The sequence below is a fragment of the Mesorhizobium sp. WSM4846 genome, from assembly GCF_055811415.1.
Genome location: NZ_JBVVPZ010000001.1, coordinates 133,125 through 156,756, shown reverse-complemented (window position 1 = coordinate 156,756; position 23,632 = coordinate 133,125). Strand labels below are relative to the sequence as shown.

Annotated in this window: 17 protein-coding genes and 2 pseudogenes; 6 read left to right on the top strand and 13 right to left on the bottom strand. The window is 58.6% G+C overall.

Translation table 11 applies throughout. From position 1 onward, the window contains the following. Positions 1–58: 58 nt before the first annotated feature. Genes AC0L15_RS00775 through AC0L15_RS00765 form a run of 3 tightly spaced genes read right to left on the bottom strand, consistent with a single transcriptional unit; the run spans position 59 to position 2,728 of the window. On the bottom strand, positions 59–1,009 hold the full coding sequence (locus AC0L15_RS00775; RefSeq protein ID WP_287246374.1) for a DUF2950 domain-containing protein: 951 nt from the start codon (positions 1,007–1,009) through the stop codon (positions 59–61). A gap of 48 nt (positions 1,010–1,057) precedes the next feature. Beyond that, complete coding sequence (locus AC0L15_RS00770) at positions 1,058–2,470, bottom strand: DUF3300 domain-containing protein (RefSeq protein ID WP_287246373.1); 1,413 nt, start codon at positions 2,468–2,470, stop codon at positions 1,058–1,060. Positions 2,471–2,500: 30 nt separating this feature from the next. After that, positions 2,501–2,728: a hypothetical protein gene (locus tag AC0L15_RS00765; RefSeq protein WP_287246372.1), complete on the bottom strand. Its 228-nt coding sequence runs from the start codon at positions 2,726–2,728 to the stop codon at positions 2,501–2,503. A 924-nt stretch (positions 2,729–3,652) separates the two neighbouring features. Here AC0L15_RS00765 and AC0L15_RS00760 point away from each other — a divergent pair. The 4 genes from AC0L15_RS00760 (at position 3,653) to ydiK (ending at position 6,553) form a co-directional block, all read left to right on the top strand. Continuing rightward, the gene (locus tag AC0L15_RS00760; RefSeq protein ID WP_287246371.1) at positions 3,653–3,835 is read left to right on the top strand and encodes an aspartate-alanine antiporter-like transporter; all 183 of its coding nucleotides are present in this window, start codon (positions 3,653–3,655) and stop codon (positions 3,833–3,835) included. 25 nt (positions 3,836–3,860) lie between these two features. Then, on the top strand, positions 3,861–4,247 hold the full coding sequence (locus AC0L15_RS00755) for a potassium channel family protein (RefSeq protein ID WP_287246370.1): 387 nt from the start codon (positions 3,861–3,863) through the stop codon (positions 4,245–4,247). Then, positions 4,219–5,307, top strand: coding sequence for a calcium/proton exchanger (gene cax / locus AC0L15_RS00750; protein WP_287246369.1), 1,089 nt, complete (start codon positions 4,219–4,221; stop codon positions 5,305–5,307). The genes AC0L15_RS00755 and cax overlap by 29 nt, the downstream gene beginning before the upstream one ends. A 145-nt stretch (positions 5,308–5,452) precedes the next feature. Beyond that, positions 5,453–6,553 carry an AI-2E family transporter YdiK gene (ydiK, locus tag AC0L15_RS00745; protein WP_287246368.1) on the top strand — a complete coding sequence of 367 codons (1,101 nt, stop codon included), beginning with the start codon at positions 5,453–5,455 and terminating at the stop codon, positions 6,551–6,553. A 90-nt stretch (positions 6,554–6,643) separates the two neighbouring features. Here the strand turns inward: ydiK and AC0L15_RS00740 are convergent, their stop codons facing one another. The 4 genes and pseudogenes from AC0L15_RS00740 to AC0L15_RS00725 form a co-directional block, all read right to left on the bottom strand. After that, positions 6,644–7,297, bottom strand: coding sequence for a VIT1/CCC1 transporter family protein (locus AC0L15_RS00740; RefSeq protein ID WP_123149732.1), 654 nt, complete (start codon positions 7,295–7,297; stop codon positions 6,644–6,646). 269 nt (positions 7,298–7,566) lie between these two features. After that, positions 7,567–7,740, bottom strand: a pseudogene (locus tag AC0L15_RS00735) (protein-S-isoprenylcysteine O-methyltransferase); the annotation flags it as partial. A gap of 79 nt (positions 7,741–7,819) precedes the next feature. Then, positions 7,820–8,491 carry a hypothetical protein gene (locus AC0L15_RS00730; protein WP_287246367.1) on the bottom strand — a complete coding sequence of 224 codons (672 nt, stop codon included), beginning with the start codon at positions 8,489–8,491 and terminating at the stop codon, positions 7,820–7,822. Between the two features lie 148 nt (positions 8,492–8,639). After that, entirely contained in the window at positions 8,640–8,786 is a 147-nt protein-coding gene (locus AC0L15_RS00725) for an ABC transporter (RefSeq protein ID WP_077380058.1), read from the bottom strand. A 221-nt stretch (positions 8,787–9,007) separates the two neighbouring features. On the opposite strand from AC0L15_RS00725, the pseudogene AC0L15_RS00720 reads away from it, so the two are divergent. After that, positions 9,008–9,163: pseudogene (locus AC0L15_RS00720) on the top strand (IS6 family transposase); the annotation flags it as partial. A gap of 228 nt (positions 9,164–9,391) precedes the next feature. Here the strand turns inward: AC0L15_RS00720 and eutB are convergent. Beyond that, positions 9,392–11,746 carry an ethanolamine ammonia-lyase subunit EutB gene (gene eutB / locus AC0L15_RS00715; RefSeq protein WP_287246366.1) on the bottom strand — a complete coding sequence of 785 codons (2,355 nt, stop codon included), beginning with the start codon at positions 11,744–11,746 and terminating at the stop codon, positions 9,392–9,394. A 399-nt stretch (positions 11,747–12,145) separates the two neighbouring features. Here eutB and adhP point away from each other — a divergent pair, with 399 nt between their 5' ends. After that, positions 12,146–13,171, top strand: coding sequence for an alcohol dehydrogenase AdhP (gene adhP / locus AC0L15_RS00710; RefSeq protein ID WP_077380032.1), 1,026 nt, complete (start codon positions 12,146–12,148; stop codon positions 13,169–13,171). Positions 13,172–13,373: 202 nt separating this feature from the next. Here the strand turns inward: adhP and AC0L15_RS00705 are convergent, their stop codons facing one another. The 5 genes from AC0L15_RS00705 to AC0L15_RS00685 form a co-directional block, all read right to left on the bottom strand. Further along, positions 13,374–17,291: a GH36-type glycosyl hydrolase domain-containing protein gene (locus tag AC0L15_RS00705; RefSeq protein ID WP_473495803.1), complete on the bottom strand. Its 3,918-nt coding sequence runs from the start codon at positions 17,289–17,291 to the stop codon at positions 13,374–13,376. 80 nt (positions 17,292–17,371) lie between these two features. Continuing rightward, entirely contained in the window at positions 17,372–17,941 is a 570-nt protein-coding gene (locus tag AC0L15_RS00700) for a histidine phosphatase family protein (RefSeq protein ID WP_287246364.1), read from the bottom strand. Positions 17,942–18,302: 361 nt separating this feature from the next. After that, complete coding sequence (locus AC0L15_RS00695) at positions 18,303–19,319, bottom strand: class I fructose-bisphosphate aldolase (protein ID WP_287246363.1); 1,017 nt, start codon at positions 19,317–19,319, stop codon at positions 18,303–18,305. Between the two features lie 244 nt (positions 19,320–19,563). Continuing rightward, a complete protein-coding gene (locus AC0L15_RS00690; RefSeq protein WP_287246362.1) occupies positions 19,564–20,883 on the bottom strand; it encodes a glucoamylase family protein in 1,320 nt (439 codons plus the stop codon). An 83-nt stretch (positions 20,884–20,966) separates the two neighbouring features. After that, positions 20,967–23,435: a phosphoketolase family protein gene (locus tag AC0L15_RS00685; protein ID WP_287246361.1), complete on the bottom strand. Its 2,469-nt coding sequence runs from the start codon at positions 23,433–23,435 to the stop codon at positions 20,967–20,969. Positions 23,436–23,632: the final 197 nt, after the last annotated feature.

Sequence of the window (23,632 nt, the reverse complement as noted above, 5' to 3'; positions counted from 1 at the left end):
AGGGTACGCGACAGCCGTCTAGTCCCAAGGCACGCATCCGCGATGTGCATGGGCCTGCTCACTCGCCCGGATCGTTGACCACGGCCCAACTGTCGTCGGGATCGAACGCCGTGATCTTTTCGGCGAGCGCCGCCGTATCGGGCCCCAGGTCCTTTTCGTAGACTGTGCCGTACTGGTTTACGACGAAGGTCATGATGCCTGTGCGGTCGTATTCGGCAGGCATCGCGATCAGCCCAAAGCCGGCGATCATGTTGCCGTTGATGACGTAGTCGTACTGGCCGCCGGCGACGTTCGCGCCTTGGCCGTTCAATATGCGGTAGCGGTATCCGAAATAGCCGTCCTCGGCGGCCGTCGCCAACTCGGCCTGGCTGATCAGCGAACCGAACGGGCTTTCCGGCACGCCGTCGCCGGGTTCCCAGTAGAGCCCGTCATATGTCCCGGGCGTACTGATCAGCTTCTGAGCATATTCGCCGACGCCATCCTCATCCCAGTCGGTTTCCTTGTAATCCTCCTGGTGTTCGACATAGGCGCGCAGGTTGGCGACGGTGGTCAGCTCGTTCTCGCCGATCCTGCGGTTGATGACTTCTTCCAGCCCGGCGATGGTATCGAACGCCCATTTGCCCTCTGTCTGCACGACAGGGAATGGAAACGGCCATACCTGGTTACCAAGAAGAAGCGAGCGGCGGTCGGGTGCCAGTTCCTTGACGGCGATGCCCTTCGCCGCCTCTTCGCGGATTTCCGGAAAGCTCGCCTCCACTTCCTTCGACTTCAGCACTTCGCTGGGCGACAGTCCGAGAAGCGAGGCGACGGCCTCCTTGTCATCTTCCTCCAGTGCTTTGCGGAACGCCTCGACGAGTTCGTCGACTGTTGCGAACGGCGTGGGCGTCTCGCCGATGAAGGCATCGAAATCCTGCGTGGTGCTGGTCTGTGCTTCCTGGGCGCCGCCGGCCGAAAGTGCGGGAACGCCGAGCGAAAGTGCGAGAGTTGCGGTAATGAGGTATCGGATCATGATCATGTTCCTGAAATAAGCCGGATGTCGCACACGATACGGCAGTTGCTACCGGCGTCCTCCGCCTCGTCCGCCTCCGCCTCGTCCGCCTCCGCCTCGTCCGCCTCCGCCCCCTCCTCTTCCACCTCTGCTCTGCACCTGGCGATGGCCGCCACCCCGGCTATAGGCACCGCGGTTCGAATGGTTGGTCGCAACCCTGCCAGGTCGCGGATTCCCCATCGCCGACGGCTTGCGCGGACGATTGTCGGCGCGCGCAGCCGGCTTTTTCCTGGATGACTTCTTCTGAGCGACTTTCTTGGCCGCAGGTTTGTTGGCCGCCGGTTTCGCCTTCCTGTGCTGGTCCGAGACGCGTTTTGCATCGGGCCGCTCGGTCCCCGACTTCGGCAGCTTGGCCTGCGGCCGGTCCTTCAAACCTTCGGCGACATTCTTGCGGACATCCTTCCCCTTGAGGTCATGCGCCCGCGCCTGCTTGCCCTTGCCCGACTCCCGGCGGTCCTTGGCCTTGCTGGCAATGTTGTTGAAGTCCTTGCTCTTCAGGTTCTGCTTGAGCTTGTCGCGGTCGATGTTCGCGTTCTTGAGATTGATCTTGTCGCGGTCGATGTTCTTGAGGTCGAGGTCCTTCAGCCTGTCGATGTCGATATTGTCGATGTCGATATTGTCGAAATCGATATCGATGTTGTCGCCGATATCGACGTCGAGATCCACGTCGCCGCCCCAGGTTCCCCAGTCGTCCCAGTCGACCACTGCGGCCCACATCGCACCGGTAGCAAGCGCGGCCCAGTAGGGCGCTGTCGGATAGTAATAGGAGGGGTACGGGTCGTAGGCGATCGGGTCGCCCGCTATGACATAGTCGGGCTCATACAGCATTTCGGGGGGATAGGTCGGGATATAGACGGTCTGCGGATCGGCAGACCTGATCACGACATTGTCGCCTTCGTTGACAACCTGCACCTGCTCCGTCGTCTTCAGGTAGTCCTTGGCGACCGCCTCGTCGCGCAACTGCTGGATGGCGACGAGCAAATCCTTCTGCTGGTTGGCGGCCGCATTGCCCAACTGTTCGGTCCACTCCAGATCGTCGTTCATCATCTTCACGATCTTGGGATAATTGAGCAGCGAGATCACGCTGCCATCCCATTTGTCGCTCGGCTCGAGGTCGGGAGACTTCGCCTTTTCGTCGAGAAAGCGGGCCGCCTGCACGATCTGTAGCGGATAGAGCGAAGCCGCGATGGTGAGCGCGACGACATCGTCGGGATAAAGCGCGATCGGCGCGGTCAGGACCTTCAGTTCGTCGAGCGTGAGAGGAGCAGGCTCCTCAGTGACGGCGGCCGGTTCGCTGTCGGCCGCCGGCCGCGGAGTCGGAGTGGGGGTCTGGCCGTAGGCAGGCGCACCGAACGGCGCGGAAAGAAGCAGAAGGGCCGCAAGGCCGACTGAAACGAGGCCGAACCTGGACCAATGGGTCATCTGGCTGCTCCTACAGTTGCGATCGCCAAGCTATTTCTTTTGCGCGGCGCCGAAAGGGTCGACGTAGCTCCGCCCAACCGCGCGGACGGCGCGACCTATGTCGTCATGGATATCGTCCTGGAGATTGACGATGGAGACACGCACGCTCCAGTTGGGAGCATCGAAACCCCCGCCATTGAGCAGCACGATCGAGTGGTCCTTCGCCAGGCGATAGACCAGGTCCAGTGGATGAACGTTCTTCTCCAGCCATGTAACCATTTCCTCGCCTTGGTATTTGCGCAGCCAGAATTCGAAATCGAGGGGTTCCGATAGTAAGCCGCAAAATTCGCGTTGGGCTGAACATCCAGAGGCGGTCCTTGCGCGTCCGATCTGCATCTGTCCAGCATTCCGCCCGCGCCACCGCTGTTGGAGACGCGAATATGGCTTGCACTGGAAACCGTTTGCGCGGCATCGGTATGGTTTAACCGGTCACACGGGGTGAGCCGTCCCTTCAAGCTCGGAACAGAGCCAAACTCACTGGAAAATTGATGCGCCACAGGAACATCCCTTCAATGGCCCTCAACTCTCTATTGTCAAACTACTTTCTCGCGCAGTTCTTAGACACACCATAATTAAAATGAGCTTTGAATTATCGTCCCTCAGCGCTCGCTCACGTCTGCTGTTAACATGTAACCATAGCAGTAGTCTACGTCAAAAAATCGAGACTTCGATAGCATAGCGATGCAGTCATGATAACACCTTGAAATAAGGCACGCAAGGGTGTATTGTACGACTTCAAATTAACTGACATTGCAATCAGCGGTTTCATAGATAATTATCATACAATTTACCTTAGCGGCGGAAGCAATCGGAGAACTTCTGGCCGCGTCTTTTAGTATTGAACCTGCAACAGGAGGGTATCATGGTTGAATGGGTTCGTGAGCACAGCTTCGCAGCTGTCCTGAAATCGCGACCTTCATGTCTCTAGCCATTTGCTATTATTTCTGCCCCTTTATGGATGAAGATCTCGGCTTAGGAGCGGTGACAGCGACCCCATTGCAGCCGTCATCGTTAGGCAGCTTGGGATCACGATTTCTCCGTCGCTGAGGGCGCTGCTGGCAGGACTGGTCGTCGGGCATCTGCGTATGCGCTTCCCTCTCTTCGGTGGGACCGGGACTGTACCTCGGGCACGACCTGCTCCGTATGAACCCCATACTGCTCCTGGGAGGACTGGCTGGGGCGCAGACCATGGCCGCCGGCATGGCGGCGGTGCAGGACCGCTCGGGCAGTCCGGTTGCCGTCCTTGGCTATACGCCGGCGGTTCCGATCGGCCACATCCTGCTCACAACCTGGGGGACGGTGATCGTGGGCGTGATGGCGAACTGAAATCCGACCTGAGAAAGGGACTTCGGTGGCAGTAGGATTACCCGGCAAGCCCCGATCGCGGCAGTTGAGACGCGGCTTCTTTTATGCGCTCGTGCAGCAGCTTCGCGTGGTCTGGCCGATCTTCTCCGGCATCCTTCTCGCCATGGGGGGATGCGGGCTGATCATCGGGCGTATCGAAAATTGGCGCGTCGACGAAGCTCTGTACTTCACCTTCGTAACGGGTCTTACGATCGGCTACGGCGATTTCTCGCCGCAGCACCTTCTGACGCGGTTACTGGCGATAGCAATCGGTTTTGCCGGCATAGTGATGACAGGCCTCGTTGCGGCGGTCGCCGTGCAGGCGCTGAGGGCGGCTGAGCGCAATCTCCTGAATGAGGCTGGAAATGGGCCCCTTGATCAAAGAGATCCGTAGCAACGTCGTTCTCTGGCTTTTGGCGTTTGTTCCGGTGGTATTCGTCGTCCAGCAATTGGAGCCGGAAGCGCACACGCTGCTCTTTGTGCTCTCTGTGCTGGCGATTGTACCGCTGGCCACCTTGCTGAGCGCGGCTACCGAGTCGGTCGCGTCCAAGACGGGCGATACGGTCGGCGGGCTGCTGAATGCCACGTTGGGAAACCTGACGGAACTGGTCATTGCGCTGGCTGCGCTGCAAGCCGGCCAGTACACGTTGGTGAAGGCTTCTATCGCCGGAGCAATCGTCGCCAATACTCTGTTCATGTTGGGCGCCTCGTTCCTGCTAGGCGGTATCAAGTATCATGTGCAGGAGTACAACAGGGTCAGCGCCAGGCTGCAAACCAGCCTGCTGTTCCTCGCTACGATCGCGATGGTGACCCCGTCCATGGTGGCGCAAGTCGATTCCGTTGCCACGTCCGCGTTCACCCAGCAGTTGAGCGTTGGATTGTCGGTGCTGCTCATCAGCGCCTACGCGATGGGCCTGATCTTCTCACTGAAGACCCATCGAGAACTTTTCAGCGGAACAGCCCATGCGGAAGAAGGCGAAGCGTGGCCGATGGGCCTGGCTCTCGGAACGTTGGCAGCGGTGACAGTGCTTGTTGCTCTGGTAAGCGAAGTGTTCGTCGAGTCGGTGCAGGAGGCTGCGGTGGCGTTCGGCATGACGCCGGCCTTCGTGGGTTTCATCGTCGTTGCGTTGGTAGGCGGTGCTGCCGAGATGGCGGCGGCGTTTGCCGGCGCGCGAAGGGACCGGCTGGACCTGAGCGTGGGCATCGCGCTTGGGGCCGCATCACAGATCGCGCTTTTCGTCGCCCCGATGATGGTGCTCCTCAGCTATGTTATCGGCCCCGCTCCGATGGACCTGCTGTTCTGGCCGGGCGCGGTCGTGATGGTGCTTATCGCGACGATCACGGCATTTCTGATGACCAATAGCGGACGTTCCGCATGGTTCGTCGGAGTGCTGCTGCTGATGGTCTATCTGATCTTCGCCATGACGATCTACCTTCTGCCACCGCAAGTTTAGGAAGGTGGGTGGAGCGTGGTTCCGTCAGGGCGAATACCATACGTGAACACCAAGGATGGGCTGACCGCAGGTTTGGGCGCGCCAGGAGCGGACTTGGAGAACATGACGTGAGAAAGATAGGCGAGCGGCGTTGGGAGGGCAGATAATGGATTCGGACGGTTCGCGTCCCCTCGTCCATCCTCGTCAGGATCTCACCCGCGTGACGCTGGCGGTGCTGTTCATCGGCAGTCTTCTCATCGCCAGCATCTGGGTGATGCAGCCGTTTCTGCCGGCGATCGTATGGGCCACGACGTTGGTGCTTGCCACCTGGCCGCTCATGCTCTGGTTGCAGCGCCATACCGGCAACCGCCGCGGCCTTGCCGTCCTGATCATGACGCTGACCTTGCTGCTGCTTGTGATCGTGCCCTTCTGGCTGGCGCTCAGCACGGTCATCGCGAACATCGACAAGGTTGGCGACCTGGTCCGGACTATCCTGTCGATGCGACTGCCACCGCCACCCAGCTGGCTGGAGGGAGTGCCCCTGGTTGGAGCACGCGCTGCCGAAGCATGGCAGAAACTGAACTCGGCGGGCGCTCAGGAACTGGTCCAAAGACTGACCCCTTATGCCGGAACGCTGACCTACTGGTTCGCGTCAGCCACCGGAAATTTGGGTGGCATGTTCATACATTTCCTGCTGACGACCGCGATTGCCGCGATCATGTATTCGGGCGGTGAACGGGCCGCCGCCACCGCAATTCTCTTCGGTCGCCGGCTGGGCGGCGTTCGTGGAGAGACCGCGGTAAAGCTGGCCGGTCAGGCGATCCGAAGTGTGGCCTTAGGCGTAGTGGTTACCGCCGTTGCGCAAAGCGCTGTAGCGGGTATCGGGCTGGCCGTAGCCGGCGTGCCCTATGCCGCCGTGCTCATGGCATTGATCTTCATTTTGTGTCTGATCCAGCTCGGTCCGGTCCTGGTAATGGCTCCGGCAGTGATCTGGATGTATTATTCGGGCGACACGCTTTGGGCGACGGTGTTGCTGGCCTTTACCATCATCGCCGCGACGATGGATCAATTTATTCGCCCTGTTCTCATCCGCAGAGGCGCCGACTTGCCTATGCTGCTTATCCTGGCCGGGGTCATCGGCGGCCTGGTAGCGTTTGGCATACTGGGCATTTTCATTGGCCCTACGGTGCTCGCGGTCGCCTACACGCTGCTCAATGCGTGGATGGCGGATGGCGATGATAGAGAACCTCCTGGGGAAACGCGATGAAGCCGGCAGGCGTTGCTGCTTTTAAGCTAGGCGGCAGCGCCGCGAGCCAAATCGGCTAGTAGGGTGGACTCAATGCGCACGCCCGGCAGTTCACCCTCCAAGCGCTATAGTCGTAACTACCAAGACGCTACCGATTGCCGCCATGGCCAGAGCCATCGGCCAAGGGCTTCTGCCCATATATTTGCCGAGCCGTGCGCCGATCAAAAACAGCATGGCGACGGCTACCGCGTTCGACGCGCGCATCGCCGTCGGCAGATCGTCGATGAACAGGAACGGCATGCTGGGTGGAAGCGTCGATAGGATGACCAGCAAGCAGATTGAAACTGCAGCTCTGACATCCCGAATGTTCACAATGCGCCGATTGTCGGATGCTGGAAGAGATCTGATGCGCGTGACGATACTTTCGGCGTCGGCCTCGGATGTGACCAGGCGGACGTCCTTCGGCAACTCGGAGAGGAAGACGCGCCGCGCCTCTGCCAGGGGCATCACGCGGATGGCCTCAAAGAAATTTAGGCGCTTCACCCGCTCCACAGCTGTCGTCAAGGCAAACATGACGCCGTCGACAATTCCCCAAGCGAGGTTGCAGCCCAGGGCAGCCATCAGCACGGCCCCCACCTTGTCGCCTTCGCCAACCGCGACGCTCATGGTGCCCGTGAAGGAAAGCGCCATCAATAGTCCGAAAATTACCTCCGACAGACGGTCGATGGGGTCGAGCACGGGTCTAACGGGATCGGGACCGTTCATGGCAGGACAACCGGCACATGACAACACTTGAGCAATCGCACCTTACAGCAAGCGATTTCCGTTTGGAGTCTAATTCCGCTTGCCGAGTTCCCGAGCTTGGGCAGAGGCGAACGAGTGGCTCCGCTTCAGCATGGTGGCGCGGCGGTGTAGAACCTGTCCCATAGCGCATCCTTTGATTCGGATGGCAATGATGCGCCATTAAAGTCCGGGAGGCCCATGCCGCGCGCGGCCAGGGCGAAGATGATAGCCCCGAGCGCGACCGCCCATCATCTCGCCGTAAAGTCGGCTGACTCGGGGATTCCGGTCGCGACATAGAAGCCGGGCAGAATCGCCAGGCCGAAGAGCAGCACGCGCTTGGCCCGGTGCTCGAAAGGATATCGAATCACATGCCAGCCGACGATCCCGAACACCCATACGATCTCGCCGACTGAACTCGCTTCCATGCTCAATCTAGCTCACCGGCGCCCTTACGGCGGTATGGACGTCTTGAGGAGCCGCGGCCGCCTCGACATTCTCGATCTGCTAACGGGGGGCCGTTGCGGCGGCGGCATTTCCGGATTCAACCCCCGGCGGGCCGGTATAGCCGATCGCATTCGGCCCGCCATTCATCTGTCGAAGCTTTGTGATGAAATCACGCGGCATAAGCCAGATACCTGGCGTCTTGTAGCCCATGAAGCTTGCGATGTCGGCCACGAAGGCGTTGCAATTGTAGAGCGACGCGTGCCAGAGCGGCGACTTGGCCTGCAGCTTGCGTATATATGCCACGACCCTCCTGTATTCAGGTTCGGTAAGCGGAACTGTCCAGCTCGCCGACCGGTAGGCGATTTCCAGATCGCCGTCGGTCCATCCGGTCGAGGCCGGCACCGGCGCGAGATGGCCGAGCATATAGATATTGGGATCGTTGGATTTCGGCGCGAGCCCGGCGACTTCGGAATTGATCATCTTTCCCGATTTGTCCATGCGCCCGAAAATCACGAAGGAGTGCCCGTATGTATAGGCGTAGCGGGAGCGGAACTCGATGAAGTACCGCCCCTCTGCTGAATTCACCGTGCTCGTCGGCGCCCCGGCAGCCGCCAGGGTCCGATCATCGGACGTGAAATTCAGTTGAGGTTTATCCTGCGATTGCGATTGGCATGATGCCGCCGCGAGCGCGAGCAGGGCCACGGACAGTGAACGGCCACTTACAAGCGTCATTTCATTCCCGAACTCCGAGGAGCGCAGATCAAAAGCGGGTCCTGCCCGCCACTGGTGACCTCACGACCGAGCCGAAGAGTCGCCCGATCCGGATTGCTGGCTGATGGGGAAAGACCAGCGGCCCTTCCCCATCCCGACCTAGGCCGGTTTACTTGTACACGGGCGCCGGTGCAGGCTCTTCGACGACGACAGGCGGCGGAGCCTTCCCCTTCCCTTTGCCGATGTCCATATTTGCGCAGCCGCTTAGGCTGGCGACGGCGAGCGCCGCGACCACTGCGATTAGAATTCTGCTCATCACATATTCCCCTCGGGCGAATCGGTTCAAGCTACAACACGCAAACTAACGGGGGACTACACCGCAGCTAGTGCAGGAAAGACACACCTAGCCAGTTTAACTGTCGGTTGATGGTTGGGAGAGGCATTCTGTCGGGTTCCGTTGCAAAATTGGGCTGTGTTGCAACGTTTTCGGTAACCAGGCGCATGGCATGGCCTCTGGTGTTTCGCCGGAGAGTTCAGATGTTCAAGGGCCGCCATTTCGACCAGTCCATCATTCTGCTTTGCGTTCGCTGGTATCTGGCCTACGGCTTGAGCCTTCGCGATTTGAAGGAAATGATGGCCGAGCGCGGCATCAGTATCGATCATTCGACGATCCACCGCTGGGTCGTTCACTTCCCGCGAAGCGCGTCCAATGGCTGTGCCGTCGCGGCGTTTCCCTTCCGAAGTCTACTGCATACTCACCCAATAGCTTGCCTCTGCTACTCCATTGGCGGATTTCGCCGCGTTGCCGCAATTGGCCCTTCTGGAAGGGTGCCGGGATCGACGAGTTCGATCATGATGGCATCCGGACCCCTAACGTAGATCACACGTCGTTCCGCCCAAGGACATCACCAAGGCAGCAAACTATGTCCCAAAACGTCGGCTGCCGCTCACACCCTTGCCAACGACTTCCCTGATAATCGTTAGGGTTTCCCGTGCAGCCTCCCTGGGCGGCAGGGCTGTATCTGCAATATTACTCACCAGTTTTGTAATGTCATGGTCTATTTTCTTTTCGGACCATTGCTTGCCGTTGGCTACAGTAATGTATACCGAGTAGGCATGGTGTGTGGTTCCCGGCCGTTCGCCGATGATGTGAAGAATCCCTCTGAAACTCTTGGGATCTGCGTTCTGAAAGAGCACCTCGCCGATCCGATAACCGGCCCGGACCCTTCCGCTTGTAACCAGGACGTTCTTGTCGCTCATCGGGACATTGGCGTCGGCAAGCAACCTGCGCATCTCTTCGAGATAGGGTGCTAGATGTCCCTCGTCCATGATGGCTTTGGCGTTTAGGCCATCCGAGATAACGATCTGGCCTTTCGGCAAGTCGTCGCCCCAAGAATCCCTTATTCTTTCAATTTCTGCAATCGCTTCCGGGCTTAGTGTTTCACCAGTATTCGGGTGAGCTATATAGTCATTGCGGTCTTTGGATAGCGTGCGGACCGGCACCACATCGGGTATGGCAGCGACAAACTCGGGCGTTAATTCGGCCCAGAGAGACTGCTTGGCGTCATCGTATAATCCCTTCACTTTGGCTGCGAGCTTTGGGTTCAGATCCCAGATATTCTCGCCGTGTCCAATAGCGAGGTCGACGCCTCTCCCTTCAACCTCCTCAATCTTCTGCCTGCCTTCCGCGTAGACGACGTCTTTAGGCCGCTTTTCGCCCTTCGCGAGGCGGTACTGGTAGTACACCCAGAGAGGATCGCCATAGTTCGTGGTGTAATTGTTGTTCTGATCAACAATCCCGATCCGCTTGTAGAAATCCCACATCGCGTCATTGACTTTGAAGCCGAATTTTTCCCTCAACCGGACGTGATCCTGGAAGGACGTCGTGAGATAGCTCAACATCGGGTCGTTTTTGGTGGGCAGCGCAATCAGGTAAACAGGATTGGCAGGCATTATCTGGTCCTGGCACCAATCCAAGTCTTCAAGGCTGACCGTCATGTGTAGGGTCGTGCAGATATCCAGGCCGATCGTCAATCCGTGGAGTTTGCCCATGACCATATCTTCGAGGCAGCACCTCACCAGTTGTTCGCGGTTCTTGAATACCTCCGGACCAATGAATCCGGCAACATCGTTGACATGAAGCCACGGCCCCCTGGGCTGCACCTTTGCGAGTTCAATTCCAACCGCCCTGCTGAAGCCGTATTTTCGGGACTCCAGTACCATCATATCGACGCCGTTTGCCGCGCCATTTGTAAATTCGGAGCCCTGCCCAGTTTCGAAGTAGAGGCCATATCTTTCCCCTTTCTTCGCGCTTGCATACTTCAGTATTGTCTCATTCGTGATATCAAAGATCTTGTTGCAGTCATCTGTTCCAGCAAGGCTCTGGAACATCGTGGCAACTGTTCCAGGATACATTTCGCTTACCTCTGCCTGCACGTCGATATGCGCAAGCACACACCAAGGGATCACGTCGTCCAGCTTGAAGGTATTGACGATGTCTCTAAGCGCCCCTTCAACGCCCACGACGCTGTTGACCGTGCTGTCGACGGGGTTTGTCCCGATGACAATGTCGCCCGTTGCATAGGAGAACGCGTCGAAGACCTGCCAAACCACGTCATCGGGATGATCTGTAGGAGAATTGGGCTGGATTCGTGCACCCATGTATCCCTTTGCGCCCATGTTGGTGCCCGGCAACACATTGAAGATTTTCTGACTCAGGGCGATCAGCTCTTCATTACTCATCAGTTTCGGGACACAGCCGATCGTGTCGCTGGTGAGTCCGTGCATTACGCCCTTAATCGTCGCCTCTGGCTCAGTCAGGAGAAAATCTTTCAAATGGCCCATGGTCCAATCTTTGACCTTTGCGTACTGGGCCTGGTCGGTGGTCTGCCATATCAATCGTTGAAGGTCGTCCTCGAGCAATGGGTACTGGTGGAGATCCCCGATCTTCGTATTTGTCAAAAGGGCGCGGGCATTTTTCCGTGTTGCCTCATCCACAGCGCCCACTCCAATGGTCTGATCTCCTTCCTTAAAGTCATTCGCAGCGCCAATCACTTGCTGGTAAACTGTTTGATCAAAGTCTCCTTTGACCCTGTTGATATACGCAAAGACGTCTTCTCCCGGCTGGACCTGGTCGATCGCAATGTTTGCTTGGCCGGGTGCCGCCTTGGCAGCATCGCTGTAGCTTGCAAGGCCCCCAGCTGCTGCTCCCACCATTAAGAGCAGTTCTCTTCTCGAAACTCCTTCATTCTCCTTCGAGGGTAAGCTCTTGTTCATGGCTATCTCCTTGTTGCAAAGGACCAGGGCGATCAGCGGTTTCGCGCGCGCGGCGACCGCGTCAATGGCTGACTGAGGTCTGGAACTGAAAGCATTCTTGGATTCTAGCTTCGGAACGGCAGTCTTCGGAAAGATGGATTGCATAGCTTCACCAATTCGGCTCGGGCGATGTTCCAGGGCTGCAGCGTGGGGTCGAACTCTGCAACCGCGCCAACGCTCGATAAGTGCCTCGCACCTCATCACGCCAATCCCAGTTGTCCAACCAGCCCAACCGGTTTATCGTACCTTAAAGACCTATAAAGTTCGATCCATTTTGGAAGCTTGAGCCTAATCGAGCATGATGCCCGCGGGACGAAACCTTGGCTGCATTCCCTTCAAAGACACAACGGGAGAAGCAACATGGCACGTCATATGAAAGCAGCGATCGTTCGGGAATTTCGCGCGCCTCTGGTCATTGAGGAGATGGAGATCCCAACTCCTGGCCCGGGTCAAATCCTGGTGAAATACGAAGCGACGGGCGTCTGTCACACGGACCTTCATGCCGCAAGCGGCGACTGGCCGGTGAAGCCGACACTACCATTCATACCAGGACATGAAGGGGTCGGTTTTGTCTCCGCGGTCGGACAGGGTGTCAAGCGAGTCAAGGAAGGTGATCGGGTTGGAGTTCCGTGGCTTCACACCGCGTGCGGCTACTGCCCCTATTGTCGCACCGGCTGGGAAACCCTCTGTGCATCTCAGTCCAACACTGGATATTCGGTGAACGGAACCTTCGCCGAGTTCGGCCTGGCAGATCCCGACTTCGTCGGAAGCTTGCCGGACAGCCTCGAATTCGGGCCGGCGGCGCCTCTGCTTTGTGCCGGGGTGACCGTCTATAAGGGTCTCAAGGAAACCGAGGTTCGTCCTGGCGAGTGGGTCGCAGTCTCAGGCGTAGGCGGGTTGGGACATATGGCGGTCCAATACGCCAAGGCGATGGGCATGCATGTCGTTGCGGCAGATATTTTCGACGACAAGCTGGCCTTGGCGAAACAGCTTGGCGCCGACGTTACCGTCAACGGAAAGGACAAGGATGCCGTCGAGCAGGTTCAGAAGGCGACAGGCGGTGTTCACGGAACCCTCGTCACGGCGGTTTCTCCGCAGGCGATGGAACAGGCGTTCGGGTTCATGAGGTCGAAGGGAACGATGTCTCTCGTCGGCCTCCCGCCAGGGAAGATCGCGCTGCCGGTCTTCGAAACCGTCCTGAAACGCATCACGGTGCGCGGTTCGATCGTTGGTACGCGTCAAGATCTGGAAGAGTCGCTGCAGTTTGCGGCGGACGGCAAGGTGGCATCCCATTTCTCATGGGAAGATCTTGAGAACATCAACGATATCTTCCACCGGATGGAACAGGGCAAGATAGACGGCAGGATAGTGATGCGGCTTCACTGATCGGATATACACGCGCCGCAAACGCTTCGAAATTATTTCAACTGGGAACGCATCTGTTCGAAGCGGCGGTAGCTTCTTCTAGGTATCGACGAGGCCAGACGCTTTATCGGCGGAAGGGTGATCTTTTCATCGGTATCAAAGCCGACAATGTGAAAGACCTCCTTGCCGATATCGACGCCAATCGATTGTAGCTGGTAATAATCTAACCAATTACGACGCGGACGTCGTGCGTGAGCCCGTCGTCAGTGAGTGGCACATTTCCGTCAGTCAAAAGAGTCCCGTCCATCATTACGGATTGCACTCCCCGGCCGACACTCTTTGAGTTGTCGAAACGGATCCGGTAGGACGCCGATCCGTACCTGTAGCTTAACCCATAATCCGGCCAGCGTGTAGGAACGCACGGCTCAAACCGAAGGATGGGACCGTCCCGTCGAAGGCCAAGAATAGCCTCCAGCCCTGCTCGATATAACCAGCTGGCTGAACCCGTGTACCATGTCCAACCACCACGTCCCGTATGCGGCGGCGCGCCATACACGTCGGCGCTGACCACAAATGGCTCTACCATGTAGCGTTCGACCTGATCTCTCGTCGCTCCGTGGCAAATCGGATTGATCAAGTTCCACAGATGCATGGCGCGATCACCATCGCCCTGCAAGGCTGTGGCCCAAACAACCCACGCGGCTGCATGGGTGTACTGGCCGCCATTCTCGCGGATACCGGGAACATAACCCTTGATATAGCCAGGTTGCAGTGGGCCATTGTCAAATGGGGGCTCGAATAGCGCAATCAGCTTGTCCTCCTGTCGCACAAGCCTTTCGTGAACCGCGTGCATTGCCGTTGAAGCACGTTCCACATCGGCCTCGCCGGAAATGACAGCCCAAGCCTGTGGAATGGCATCGATCTGACATTCATCGTTGAGCGACGACCCGAGCGGAGTGCCATCGTCGAAATAGGCTCGGCGATACCAAGTACCGTCCCAGGCGTTGGCTTCCAAGGCCACGCGCAAGGTTTCGGCTCTTTCGCGGCACCACGCGGCGCAGCTCTCATCCCCACGAGCGGCCGAAATCGTGGCAAACGACTTCAGGACTGTAAGAAAGAACCACCCGTTCCAGACGCTTTCACCACTGCCCTCCGCGCCGACCTTGTTCATGCCGTCGTTCCAGTCGCCCGTTCCCATGAGCGGCAAGCCGTGGCGGCCTAGACGGAACCCGTGTTCCAGGGCTCGAATGCAGTGCTCATAGATTGCAGCGATTTGTTCGCTGGTGTCCGGCCGGTTGAAGTCCTCGTCCTGGTCCTTCTTCAGGAGGGGGGACCTAATGAACGGAATCTGTTCATCGAGCAAACCGATGTCGCCGGTTGTCGAAACATAGTGGTGAACGACAAAGGGAAGGAAATATAGATCGTCGGTCATGCGCGTGCGCACGCCAATGCCGGACGGAGGATGCCACCAGTGCTGAACGTCACCTTCCTCAAACTGCCGTGCCGCCGCTCGCAGGATGTGTGAGCGGGTTTCGTTCGGCGCGCAGTGGACCAACGCCATGACGTCCTGAAGTTGGTCGCGAAAGCCGTACGCGCCCCCCGACTGGTAAAAGCCAGAGCGCGCCCAAACGCGACAAGACAGGACCTGATAAAGCAGCCACCGGTTCATCATCAGATTGAAGCCAATGTCCGGCGTTGAGACCTGCGTTGCATTTAGGATGTCGTCCCACTGACGAGATAAAGCGGCGAAACTTTCGCGAGCGCGGTCGACGTCTGCATGTTCGCGAACAAGTCGGCGGACCTGCTCGAGGCCGGCAGCTTGTCCAAGAACAAAAATAACGTCCTTGGTGTCGCCAGGCTCTAACAAAATGTCCACCATCAGCGCGGCGCAGGGATCTTCCAGGGTTCCGAATCTTTCTGCCAGACTGGTCCGCTGCAATGCAGCGGGCCGAGACACCGAGCCGTATTTGCCAAGAAACTCCGCGCGATCGGAAGTGGCTGAACTCGCAACCTGACTGGCGGCCACGAACGCTAGTTTCCCTGCAAAATCACCGCCCCATGCGTTGTGCGCCACGATGGCTCCCGATTCGACATCGCGTTCGCAGACGACTTGCATCGCAGCGTCTTCACGATGTGTCCCCAGAACCCACTCGGCGAAATATGTTGCCGATATTTGGCGAGGTCGAGAGTCATCGTTCGTCAATTCGAGATGCACGATCTTGATCTCACCGTTAGGCGGGACATACACCGTCAACCTGTGATCCAAAGCTCGGCTGATACTTTCATACCGGCTGTAGCCTTGGCCATGGTGAACGGTCACGACGGCTCGATGTCCCAGTGGCAAGGGCGTCGGCGTCCAGATCTCTCCGGTTTCTTCGTCCCGCAAGTAAACGACCTCACCAGGTGTATCTGAAACCGGGTCATTCGACCAAGGCGTCAGCCGGTTCATCTGGCTGTTGCCCGACCAAGTGTACCCAAGCCCGGCTTCAGTCGTCAGGCAGCCAAAACTCGGGTTTGCGATGACGTTGCTCCAAGGCGCCGGCGGCAGGGACGGCGCTTGCGAATTGACGCCGTCGACCACAATGACGTACTCGCGCCCGTCAGGGGCGAAGCCCCCGAAACCGTTCCAATACAACAAATCCTTGGGCGGGATCGCAGCAGGGCGCGTGAGTGTCTCGCCCGCTCGAGCCGCGGATATTCGACCCGGAGGCGTTTCAACTTCAACTGCGTATGGTCGATCAAGCTGATTGGCCAGTGAACCAGAGTTGCTTGAAAGGATGACACGCGCAGCGGCGGCGATCGCTGTGATTTGATCGTCTGAGGCCGTGCCCGCCGACAAGACGAAGATTCCTCCTGGTTTGCCTAGCGTTTCGGCTGCCTTTCCGGCTTGCAGTCTCTTGAGCAAATGCTTTGCGCTACTGGCGCCACGTGTATCAAGCAACACAAGGTCAAATTGCAAACCTCTGCGGCGGATAAACCCGTGCCCCTTTGTCACTTCGCGAACGAGAGTCTTATCCCCGTTGCCTTCGATGCGAACCAGCACGATCGGAAAGTCACCGGATATCCCGTGCGACCAAAGAGCTGCGCGATCGAAGAAGTGATTTTTCTTGAACGCCGTCGCCTGCCGCAAAGCCGGATTTGCAAATGCGATACTTCCAACCAGGCGATTAAACAAAGAGACCTTGTCGCGAGTCAGCTTTAGGTCGTGAAGCTCAGCTTGATAAGTTTCCGATGCCTCGCGGAACGTCTTATCGACGGCATCGATACTTGAGAATCGCTCTGCGATCGCGCGGACCGCCTGATGGTTGTCGCCGGCGCCCGTCACAAAGGCTACGCGCGCCGTATCACCCGCTTCCAGATGGACCGTCCTTCGCAGGCAGAAGACGGGATCGAGAACCGGGCCGGTCGTGCCGGATAGCGCTGCCCCCGCGTCAAATATGGTGGGATTTTCTGCCGTGCGGCCGCGTCCAAGGAATTTGCGTCGATCAGTCTCATACTCGACCACTTGGCCGACCTGTTGACTCGACGACGAAACATGAACCGCCCAGATCGGTTTTTCTTTCGCATCGCGCGGCCTGCGACGCGCAAACAAGGCGCCGGTCGCCTCGTCGTACTGCGTTTCCACGAAGAGCTTGGCAAACGTCGGATGTGCTCTGTCCGCGCGGCGATTGTTCAGACAGACCTCGGAATAGCTGGTTAGTTCGAGGGTTCGTGCCTTCCTGCCATGGTTGACAATCGTAAGTGCCCGCACTTCTGCGTCGACATCTGGTGCGACGCATACTTTCCAGGAAATTTCGATGTCTTCGGCTCGACAGCGAAACTCGGCCCTGTCTCCATGAAACGTATGCGTGTAGATATTATGAGGTCGGAAAAGTGGTTGCTTGCCGATGGACCATGGAGTGTTGTCCGCCTGGTCTCGGACGTAGCAAAACTGGCCCCAACAATCGCGGGTGACATCCTCTCTCCACCGGGTAACGTCAAGGTCCTTCCATGTGCCCCAACCGGCTCCTGTAGCAGTGAGCATGACACTGTAGCGACCGTTAGAGAGCAAAGCGACGGTGGGGGCCGGATCCATCGATTCAGGAGCGCTACTGTGTCTCGTCGGCTCGGGCGCGCTATCGCTGTGGATTGATTTTGCCATCAACGTTTTCCCACTCAAGCGACGACACCGGCTTCGAAGGCAATCGTCACTGCAACCACCGCCGACAACTTTCCCGCGGCCTAATCGGCGACATGTCCATTCCAGATCCTTACTGCGGGTATCTCCCGATAGTAAGTGAGAACGCTCCACGTACCGGTATTCAGAAGAAAATGTTGTCCGGCTCGCGGTGGAAGCCCGATCCAACGCGCCGCAAGCACGCGCAGCACGTGCCCATGCGCGAACAGAGCAACGTCGCCGTTCGCAGCCCGCGCCCGCGTCACGACTTGATCCACACGCGCGCCAACTTGCCTCGGCGTCTCGCCCCCCGGGCATCCATCCCGGAAAATCAACCAGCCCGGTCTCTTCGCCTGGATTTGCTGAGGCGTCAGCCCCTCGTATTCGCCGTAGTCCCACTCGATCAAGCTTGGGTCGACGATGGCGCCGGCGCCGAGACCCACCAACTCACAAGTCTCCCGTGCGCGCTGTAGTGGGCTTACGAGAACGAGCGCGAACGTCTGCCGCGCCAACGCCGGACGCGTCCGTTCTGCCTGTCGTCGTCCGTTGTCGGTCAAGGGGAGATCTGTTGTACCTGTGTGTTGCCCGCTCAGGCTCCACTCGGTCTCCCCATGCCTGATCACGAATACGTTCACGTCCAGCTCTCCTGGCTTAGACGCTGTCAGCCGCCGTCGATCGCAGCGCTCCCAAGGCCGTTGCTTGTCCCGACACTCCGCCCGCGATTTCGGTCAGGTCGCCGCCGTGTAATGCGATGTACCCCCTGTGCTCGATCAGATCGTGACGGATGGCCTGCTTGAAGTAAGCGGCTCAAGCTGCCAGCCGCGGCAACCGGTCGATGACGTCGCCTGGCCCATGGAAGCGGGTCAGGTCGTTCACGACGGACATATCTAAAGGCATGGGGGCATCTCGATCAGCTTCGCTCCCTCGAGGTAGTGCGGCTTGTGCCCATACTCCACCGCCCGGCTGGTCGTGATGCGGCGGACTACCAAAGCCCACCTATGCCGCCTCCATCTCATCGGTGTACGTCCCAAGACTAGCCGCGCCGTTACAGCGAGCCCGGTGGTAAAGGGCCTGTTGGCCCATCTTTAGCTCCTCGTCGCGTCCATGCCACGCCTCCAGCGCCGGATCCTGGAGTGCGCGCCCGTAGGAGAAACTGATCTTCCAAGGCTTTGGCCCGGGCAGTTGGTTGATCGCGTTGAGGTGGGCGGTGGCCACCCGGTCGTCCTGACCACCCGACAGGAACACGATGCCGGGGACCGCCGCGGGCACGTGCCGGCGCAAGCAGCGGAGCGTGGCGCCTGCGACGTCCCGCAAGGGAACCGGACGAGAGTAGTTCTCACCCGCGATCACCATGTTGGGCTTGAGCAGCATGAACTCCAGCACGACACGCTGTTCGAACAGGGCACGGAACACGGCGTGAAGGACCACGCCAGTGACATCCTCGCAGCGCTCGATCGTGTGCGATCCCTCCATCAACACCTCCGGTTCAACGATTGGCACGAGTTGCTGCTCCTGGCAAAGCGCGGCGTACCGCCCTAAGGCGTGTGCGTTGGCACTCACGCACGCGGCGCTCGGCAGCGTCTTTGCAATGCGTATGACTGCCCGCCACTTCGCGAAGCGGGCGCCCATGCCGCGGTATTCGGAGAGGCGATCCCGGAGCCCGTCGAGCCCTTCGGTGACTGTCTCCTCGGGAGAGCCGGCAAGCGGCTTCGCGCCTGTGTCAACCTTGATCCCGGGCAGGATCCCCTGGCTGGAGAGGACCTGAGTGAGCGGCGTCCCGCCGGAACTCTTCTGGCGGATGGTCTCGTCGTGCATGATGACGCCGCTGATGAACTCGGCCGCGCCCGCGGAGGTGAAGAGCATTTCACGGTAGGTGCGCCGGCTTTGCTCGGTGGAATGGATTCCGAGCGCATCGAACCGCTTGGTCAATGTGGGCACGGTCTCGTCCGCCGCCAAAATACCCTTCCCCTCGGCGACTAGCGCCGCTGCGATGCTCCCCAGATCGTGGGTCATCGTGGGCCCTCCCGTTTGCTCTCCGTCGTACTCGTGCACCCTTTATCCGAACAAGAAATTATATGGCGCAAGTCAGATGAGATCAAGAGTACGAGAAAGAGTGTCGCAACAAGTCAGCGGGTTTCCCAAACAGGATTGACTGCCTCAACCGTGTTGGCGGCAGTCCGGTCGCTGCTGAAGTGTGCCTCGCTCTCTGCACCCGACAGCTCAGTGCGCTCGCATGCCCTGATGTTGTCCTACGGCGCTACAGCCATCCTCCCGCGAAACCTGCTCGACGCAATCCCTCTACCACCGGCGAACAGCGGCGCATGAGGTTCCAGAGCAAGCCAGTCCGGTAGTTTTCGATCATAAGCACGACCGGTCCCTGGTCGATCCCAAAGTGGTACGGGGACACCCACCATCCCGTGGGACTTTCTTCTATCGTGAATGACGGATTGAAGGACGGTTTGAATCCGTAAAGCCGTGTCATGCCGAGATTCATCCGGGCAAAATTGCGGGCAGTGGGGATAACGATCTCTGGCGCGAATGGCAGCGAGGCTATGACAACCCAAGGTGCGACCGTCCCGTCGTCGGGCCCGAACGGAGCGCCGCGGGCAATATAATCGAAGAACTGCCGCTCAAGGCCATTGACCGTTCGCGTGATCCAGCCCGGCCCGTCGCAGGCCGTGAACCCCCAGCAATGTTGGCCATAGCCGGCGAACTCCATCGGGTTTCGAATTGCATACTCCTGCTGCACGAAAGTTGCTTGCCGGCTGTTCTCGAAATAGTCGCTGTCGTGGTGACGCATGAACGCATCGCGGATGCCGCGAAAGTCCACCCACATGTGCGACAGCTGATGAGTAAAGAGCGGGCCTGAATAAAGCAGCTCGCGGCCGTAGATTTTCTTCCATTCGTAGGTTGAGGTGTAGGCGGCATAGCTCTGCGGGTGCAACGGGTGGGTCGGCGAGCCAAGGCCGAGGATGTAGAGTAGCAAGCCCTCATCGTAACCCCGCCACCGATGCGGGATGAATCCGCTTTCCGGGCGCCAGCCATGCGTCAGCGAAAGACCGCCATTGCAGGCCCAGTTCCAGTCGGCACGCTCATACAGCGTAGTAGCGAGGTGGCGGATTTCCGCTTCATCCGGAGTGTCGCGATCGAAATAGGTAGCAACGGTTAGGGCACCTGCAAACAGGAACGCGGAATCGATCGTGGACAACTCGCACTGCCAAACGCGGCGACCCGTCTCGATATCCAGAAAATGATAGAAGAAGCCTTTGTAACCAGATGTGTTTGGCTCCGGTCCCTGCGGACAATCCGTCAAGTATCGCAATCGTTTGCGGGCGATCTTTGCCGCGAATTCGCGGATAAGAATTCCTCGTTCTACAATGACGGGAATTGTCGCGAGCGCCATGCCGATTGCGGCGATGCTTGCCGGAGCATTCGGTTCCGTCTTGTCGCGTACCAGCCCGTTGTCGGGGTTCGTCTCATGCAGATAGTACAGCAATGTCGAGAACTGCAACCGCGCCAGGTCTTGATCGGTCGGCAACCGATCAAGCTCGGCATCCGTCGACAGCGTGTCGGGCATAGCGCGTAAGTGCTCCGTTAACCGAGGTTTACCGGGGCATCGGGCATGTTCGCCTCAAAGACTGATTTGGATTGCAGCTCAACTCAAATATTGTCGCTTTCCGTTGACGTCCGTCGAGACTCGCCGCCCTTGTCCATCAAGCCCCATTTCCAACCGCTGATGTCCGGCAGATCATCACCATACTTCTCGATGTACTGTCTGTGTTCGATCAGCTTCTCGTGAATAGCCTGCTTGAAGTAAGCGGCGCGGGCGCCCAGTTGCGGCAGGCGATCGATTACGTCCTCCACCAGATGGAAACGATCGAGGTCGTTCAACACCACCATATCGAAGGGAGTAGAGGTCGTGCCTTCTTCCTTGTAGCCGCGGACGTGCAGGTTGTCGTGGTTGGTTCGGCGATAGGTCAGCCGGTGGATTAGCCAGGGATAGCCGTGGAAGGCAAAGATGATGGGCTTATTCTTGGTAAACAGCGCATCGAAATCGCGACCCGGCAAGCCATGCGGATGTTCTTCCGGCGGCTGCAGCTTCATCAGATTCACCACGTTCACCACCCGCACCTTTAATTCCGGTAAGTGCTCGCGGATCAACGCCACTGCAGCCAGCGTCTCCAGGGTCGGGACATCGCCGCAACACGCCATCACCACGTCGGGCTCGCTGCCCTTGTCGTTGCTGGCCCACTCCCAAATGCCAAGACCTTGAGTGCAGTGCTTGACGGCTTGGTCTATCGTCAGCCATTGCGGCGCGGGTTGCTTGCCGGCGACCACGACATTGACATAGTTGCGACTGCGCAGGCAGTGATCGGTCACCGCCAGGAGGGTGTTGGCATCGGGCGGCAAATAGATCCGGATCACTTCCGCTTTCTTATTGGCGACATGATCGAGGAATCCCGGGTCCTGATGGCTGAAGCCATTGTGGTCCTGGCGCCAGACATGCGAGCTGAGGAAGTAGTTAAGCGATGCGATTGATCGGCGCCAGGGAATCTCGTGGCAGACCTTCAGCCACTTGGCGTGCTGGTTGAACATCGAGTCGATGATGTGGATGAAGGCTTCATAGCAGGAGAAGAAGCCATGCCGGCCGGTTAGTAGATAGCCCTCCAGCCAGCCTTGGCACTGATGTTCGCTGAGCACCTCCATCACGCGGCCATCTGGCGCCAAATGGTCGTCCTCCGGGTAGATTTCGGCCATGTAACATCGGTTGGTAACCTCCAACACGTCCTGCCAACGATTGGAGTTGTTTTCATCCGGGCTGAACAGGCGGAAATTGTTGCTTTCCAAATTCAATTTCATCACATCCCGGAGAAACTTGCCCATCAGCCGTGCCGACTCGACCGTGGTTGCGCCTGGGCTGGGCACCGCCACTGCATAGTCCCGGAAGTCTGGCATCTTAAGGTCGCGCAACTTCAAACCGCCATTGGCGTGCGGATTGTCGCTCATTCGGCGATGCCCCATCGGAGCCAGCGATGCCAGTTTGGAATTGAACCGGCCATCTGCATCGAACAGCTCGTCAGGCCGGTAGCTCTTCATCCACTTTTCAAGAATCCGGATGTGCGCCGGCTTGTCCATGTCGCCCATGGGAACCTGGTGGGCGCGCCAATAGTCTTCACACTTCTTGCCGTCGATTTCCGGCGGGCAAGTCCAACCCTTCGGCGTGCGGAAGACGATCATCGGCCAAGCCGGGCGTTTCAGGTTGCCGTTGTTTCGGGCATCAGCCCAGATTTGTTCGATTTCCGCCACTGCGGTGTCCAGCGCGTCAGCCAACTGCTGGTGGACGTCCTCCGGGTCGTGTCCCTCGACGAAGTAAGGCGTATAGCCCATGCCCTCGAAAAACTTTTGCAATTCGTCCTTCGGAATGCGCGCTAAGAAGCACGGGTTGGCGATCTTGTACCCGTTGAGGTGAAGAATGGGCAGCACGCAGCCATCGCGGGCCGGATTCAGGAATTTGTTTCCATGCCAGCCGGTCGCGAGAGGCCCGGTCTCGGCTTCGCCGTCGCCAACGACACAGGCGACGATCAGGTCCGGGTTGTCGAAGGCCGCACCAAAGGCGTGGCTCAAGGCGTAACCGAGTTCCCCGCCCTCATGAATGCTGCCGGGCGTCTCCGGGGCAACGTGACTGGGAATGCCACCGGGAAAGCTGAACTGCTTGAACAGTCTCTTCATACCCTCCGCGTCTTGGCTGATATTTGGGTATACCTCGCTGTAGGTACCTTCCAGATAGGCGTGAGCAACCAGGGCAGGGCCGCCGTGTCCCGGTCCGATGATGTAGATCATGTTGAGGTCGTCGCGTTTGATGACCCGGTTTAGGTGGACATAGAGCATGTTCAGACCGGGCGTCGTGCCCCAGTGGCCGAGCAGGCGAGGCTTGATGTGCTCGCGTTTCAGCGGCTCCTTCAACAATGGGTTGTCGAGAAGATAGATCTGGCCAACCGACAGATAGTTGGATGCCCGCCAGCAGGCGTCCATCGCCTGTAATTCGTCAGTCGAGAGGGCGCTAACGGCCGCCGCCGAAATTTCGCCAGAACGACCTTTCTTTTTCGTTGCGGTCTTAATCGATGCCATCGTTCGCTCCTCTTCCAGAACGGGACCGGTCGCGTTGACACGGTCTTGGCAAGCCGCAGTTACTGCGCAGTTGGCATGGATATGAGCACGATGAACCGATACGGCTTATCCGAGGCCGACTTGGACGCTAGTATAGACCAAAATGGGCAAGGATGCTCGCGATTTCGCCTGGCGTTCTGACCTTGGCGGGACCGCGG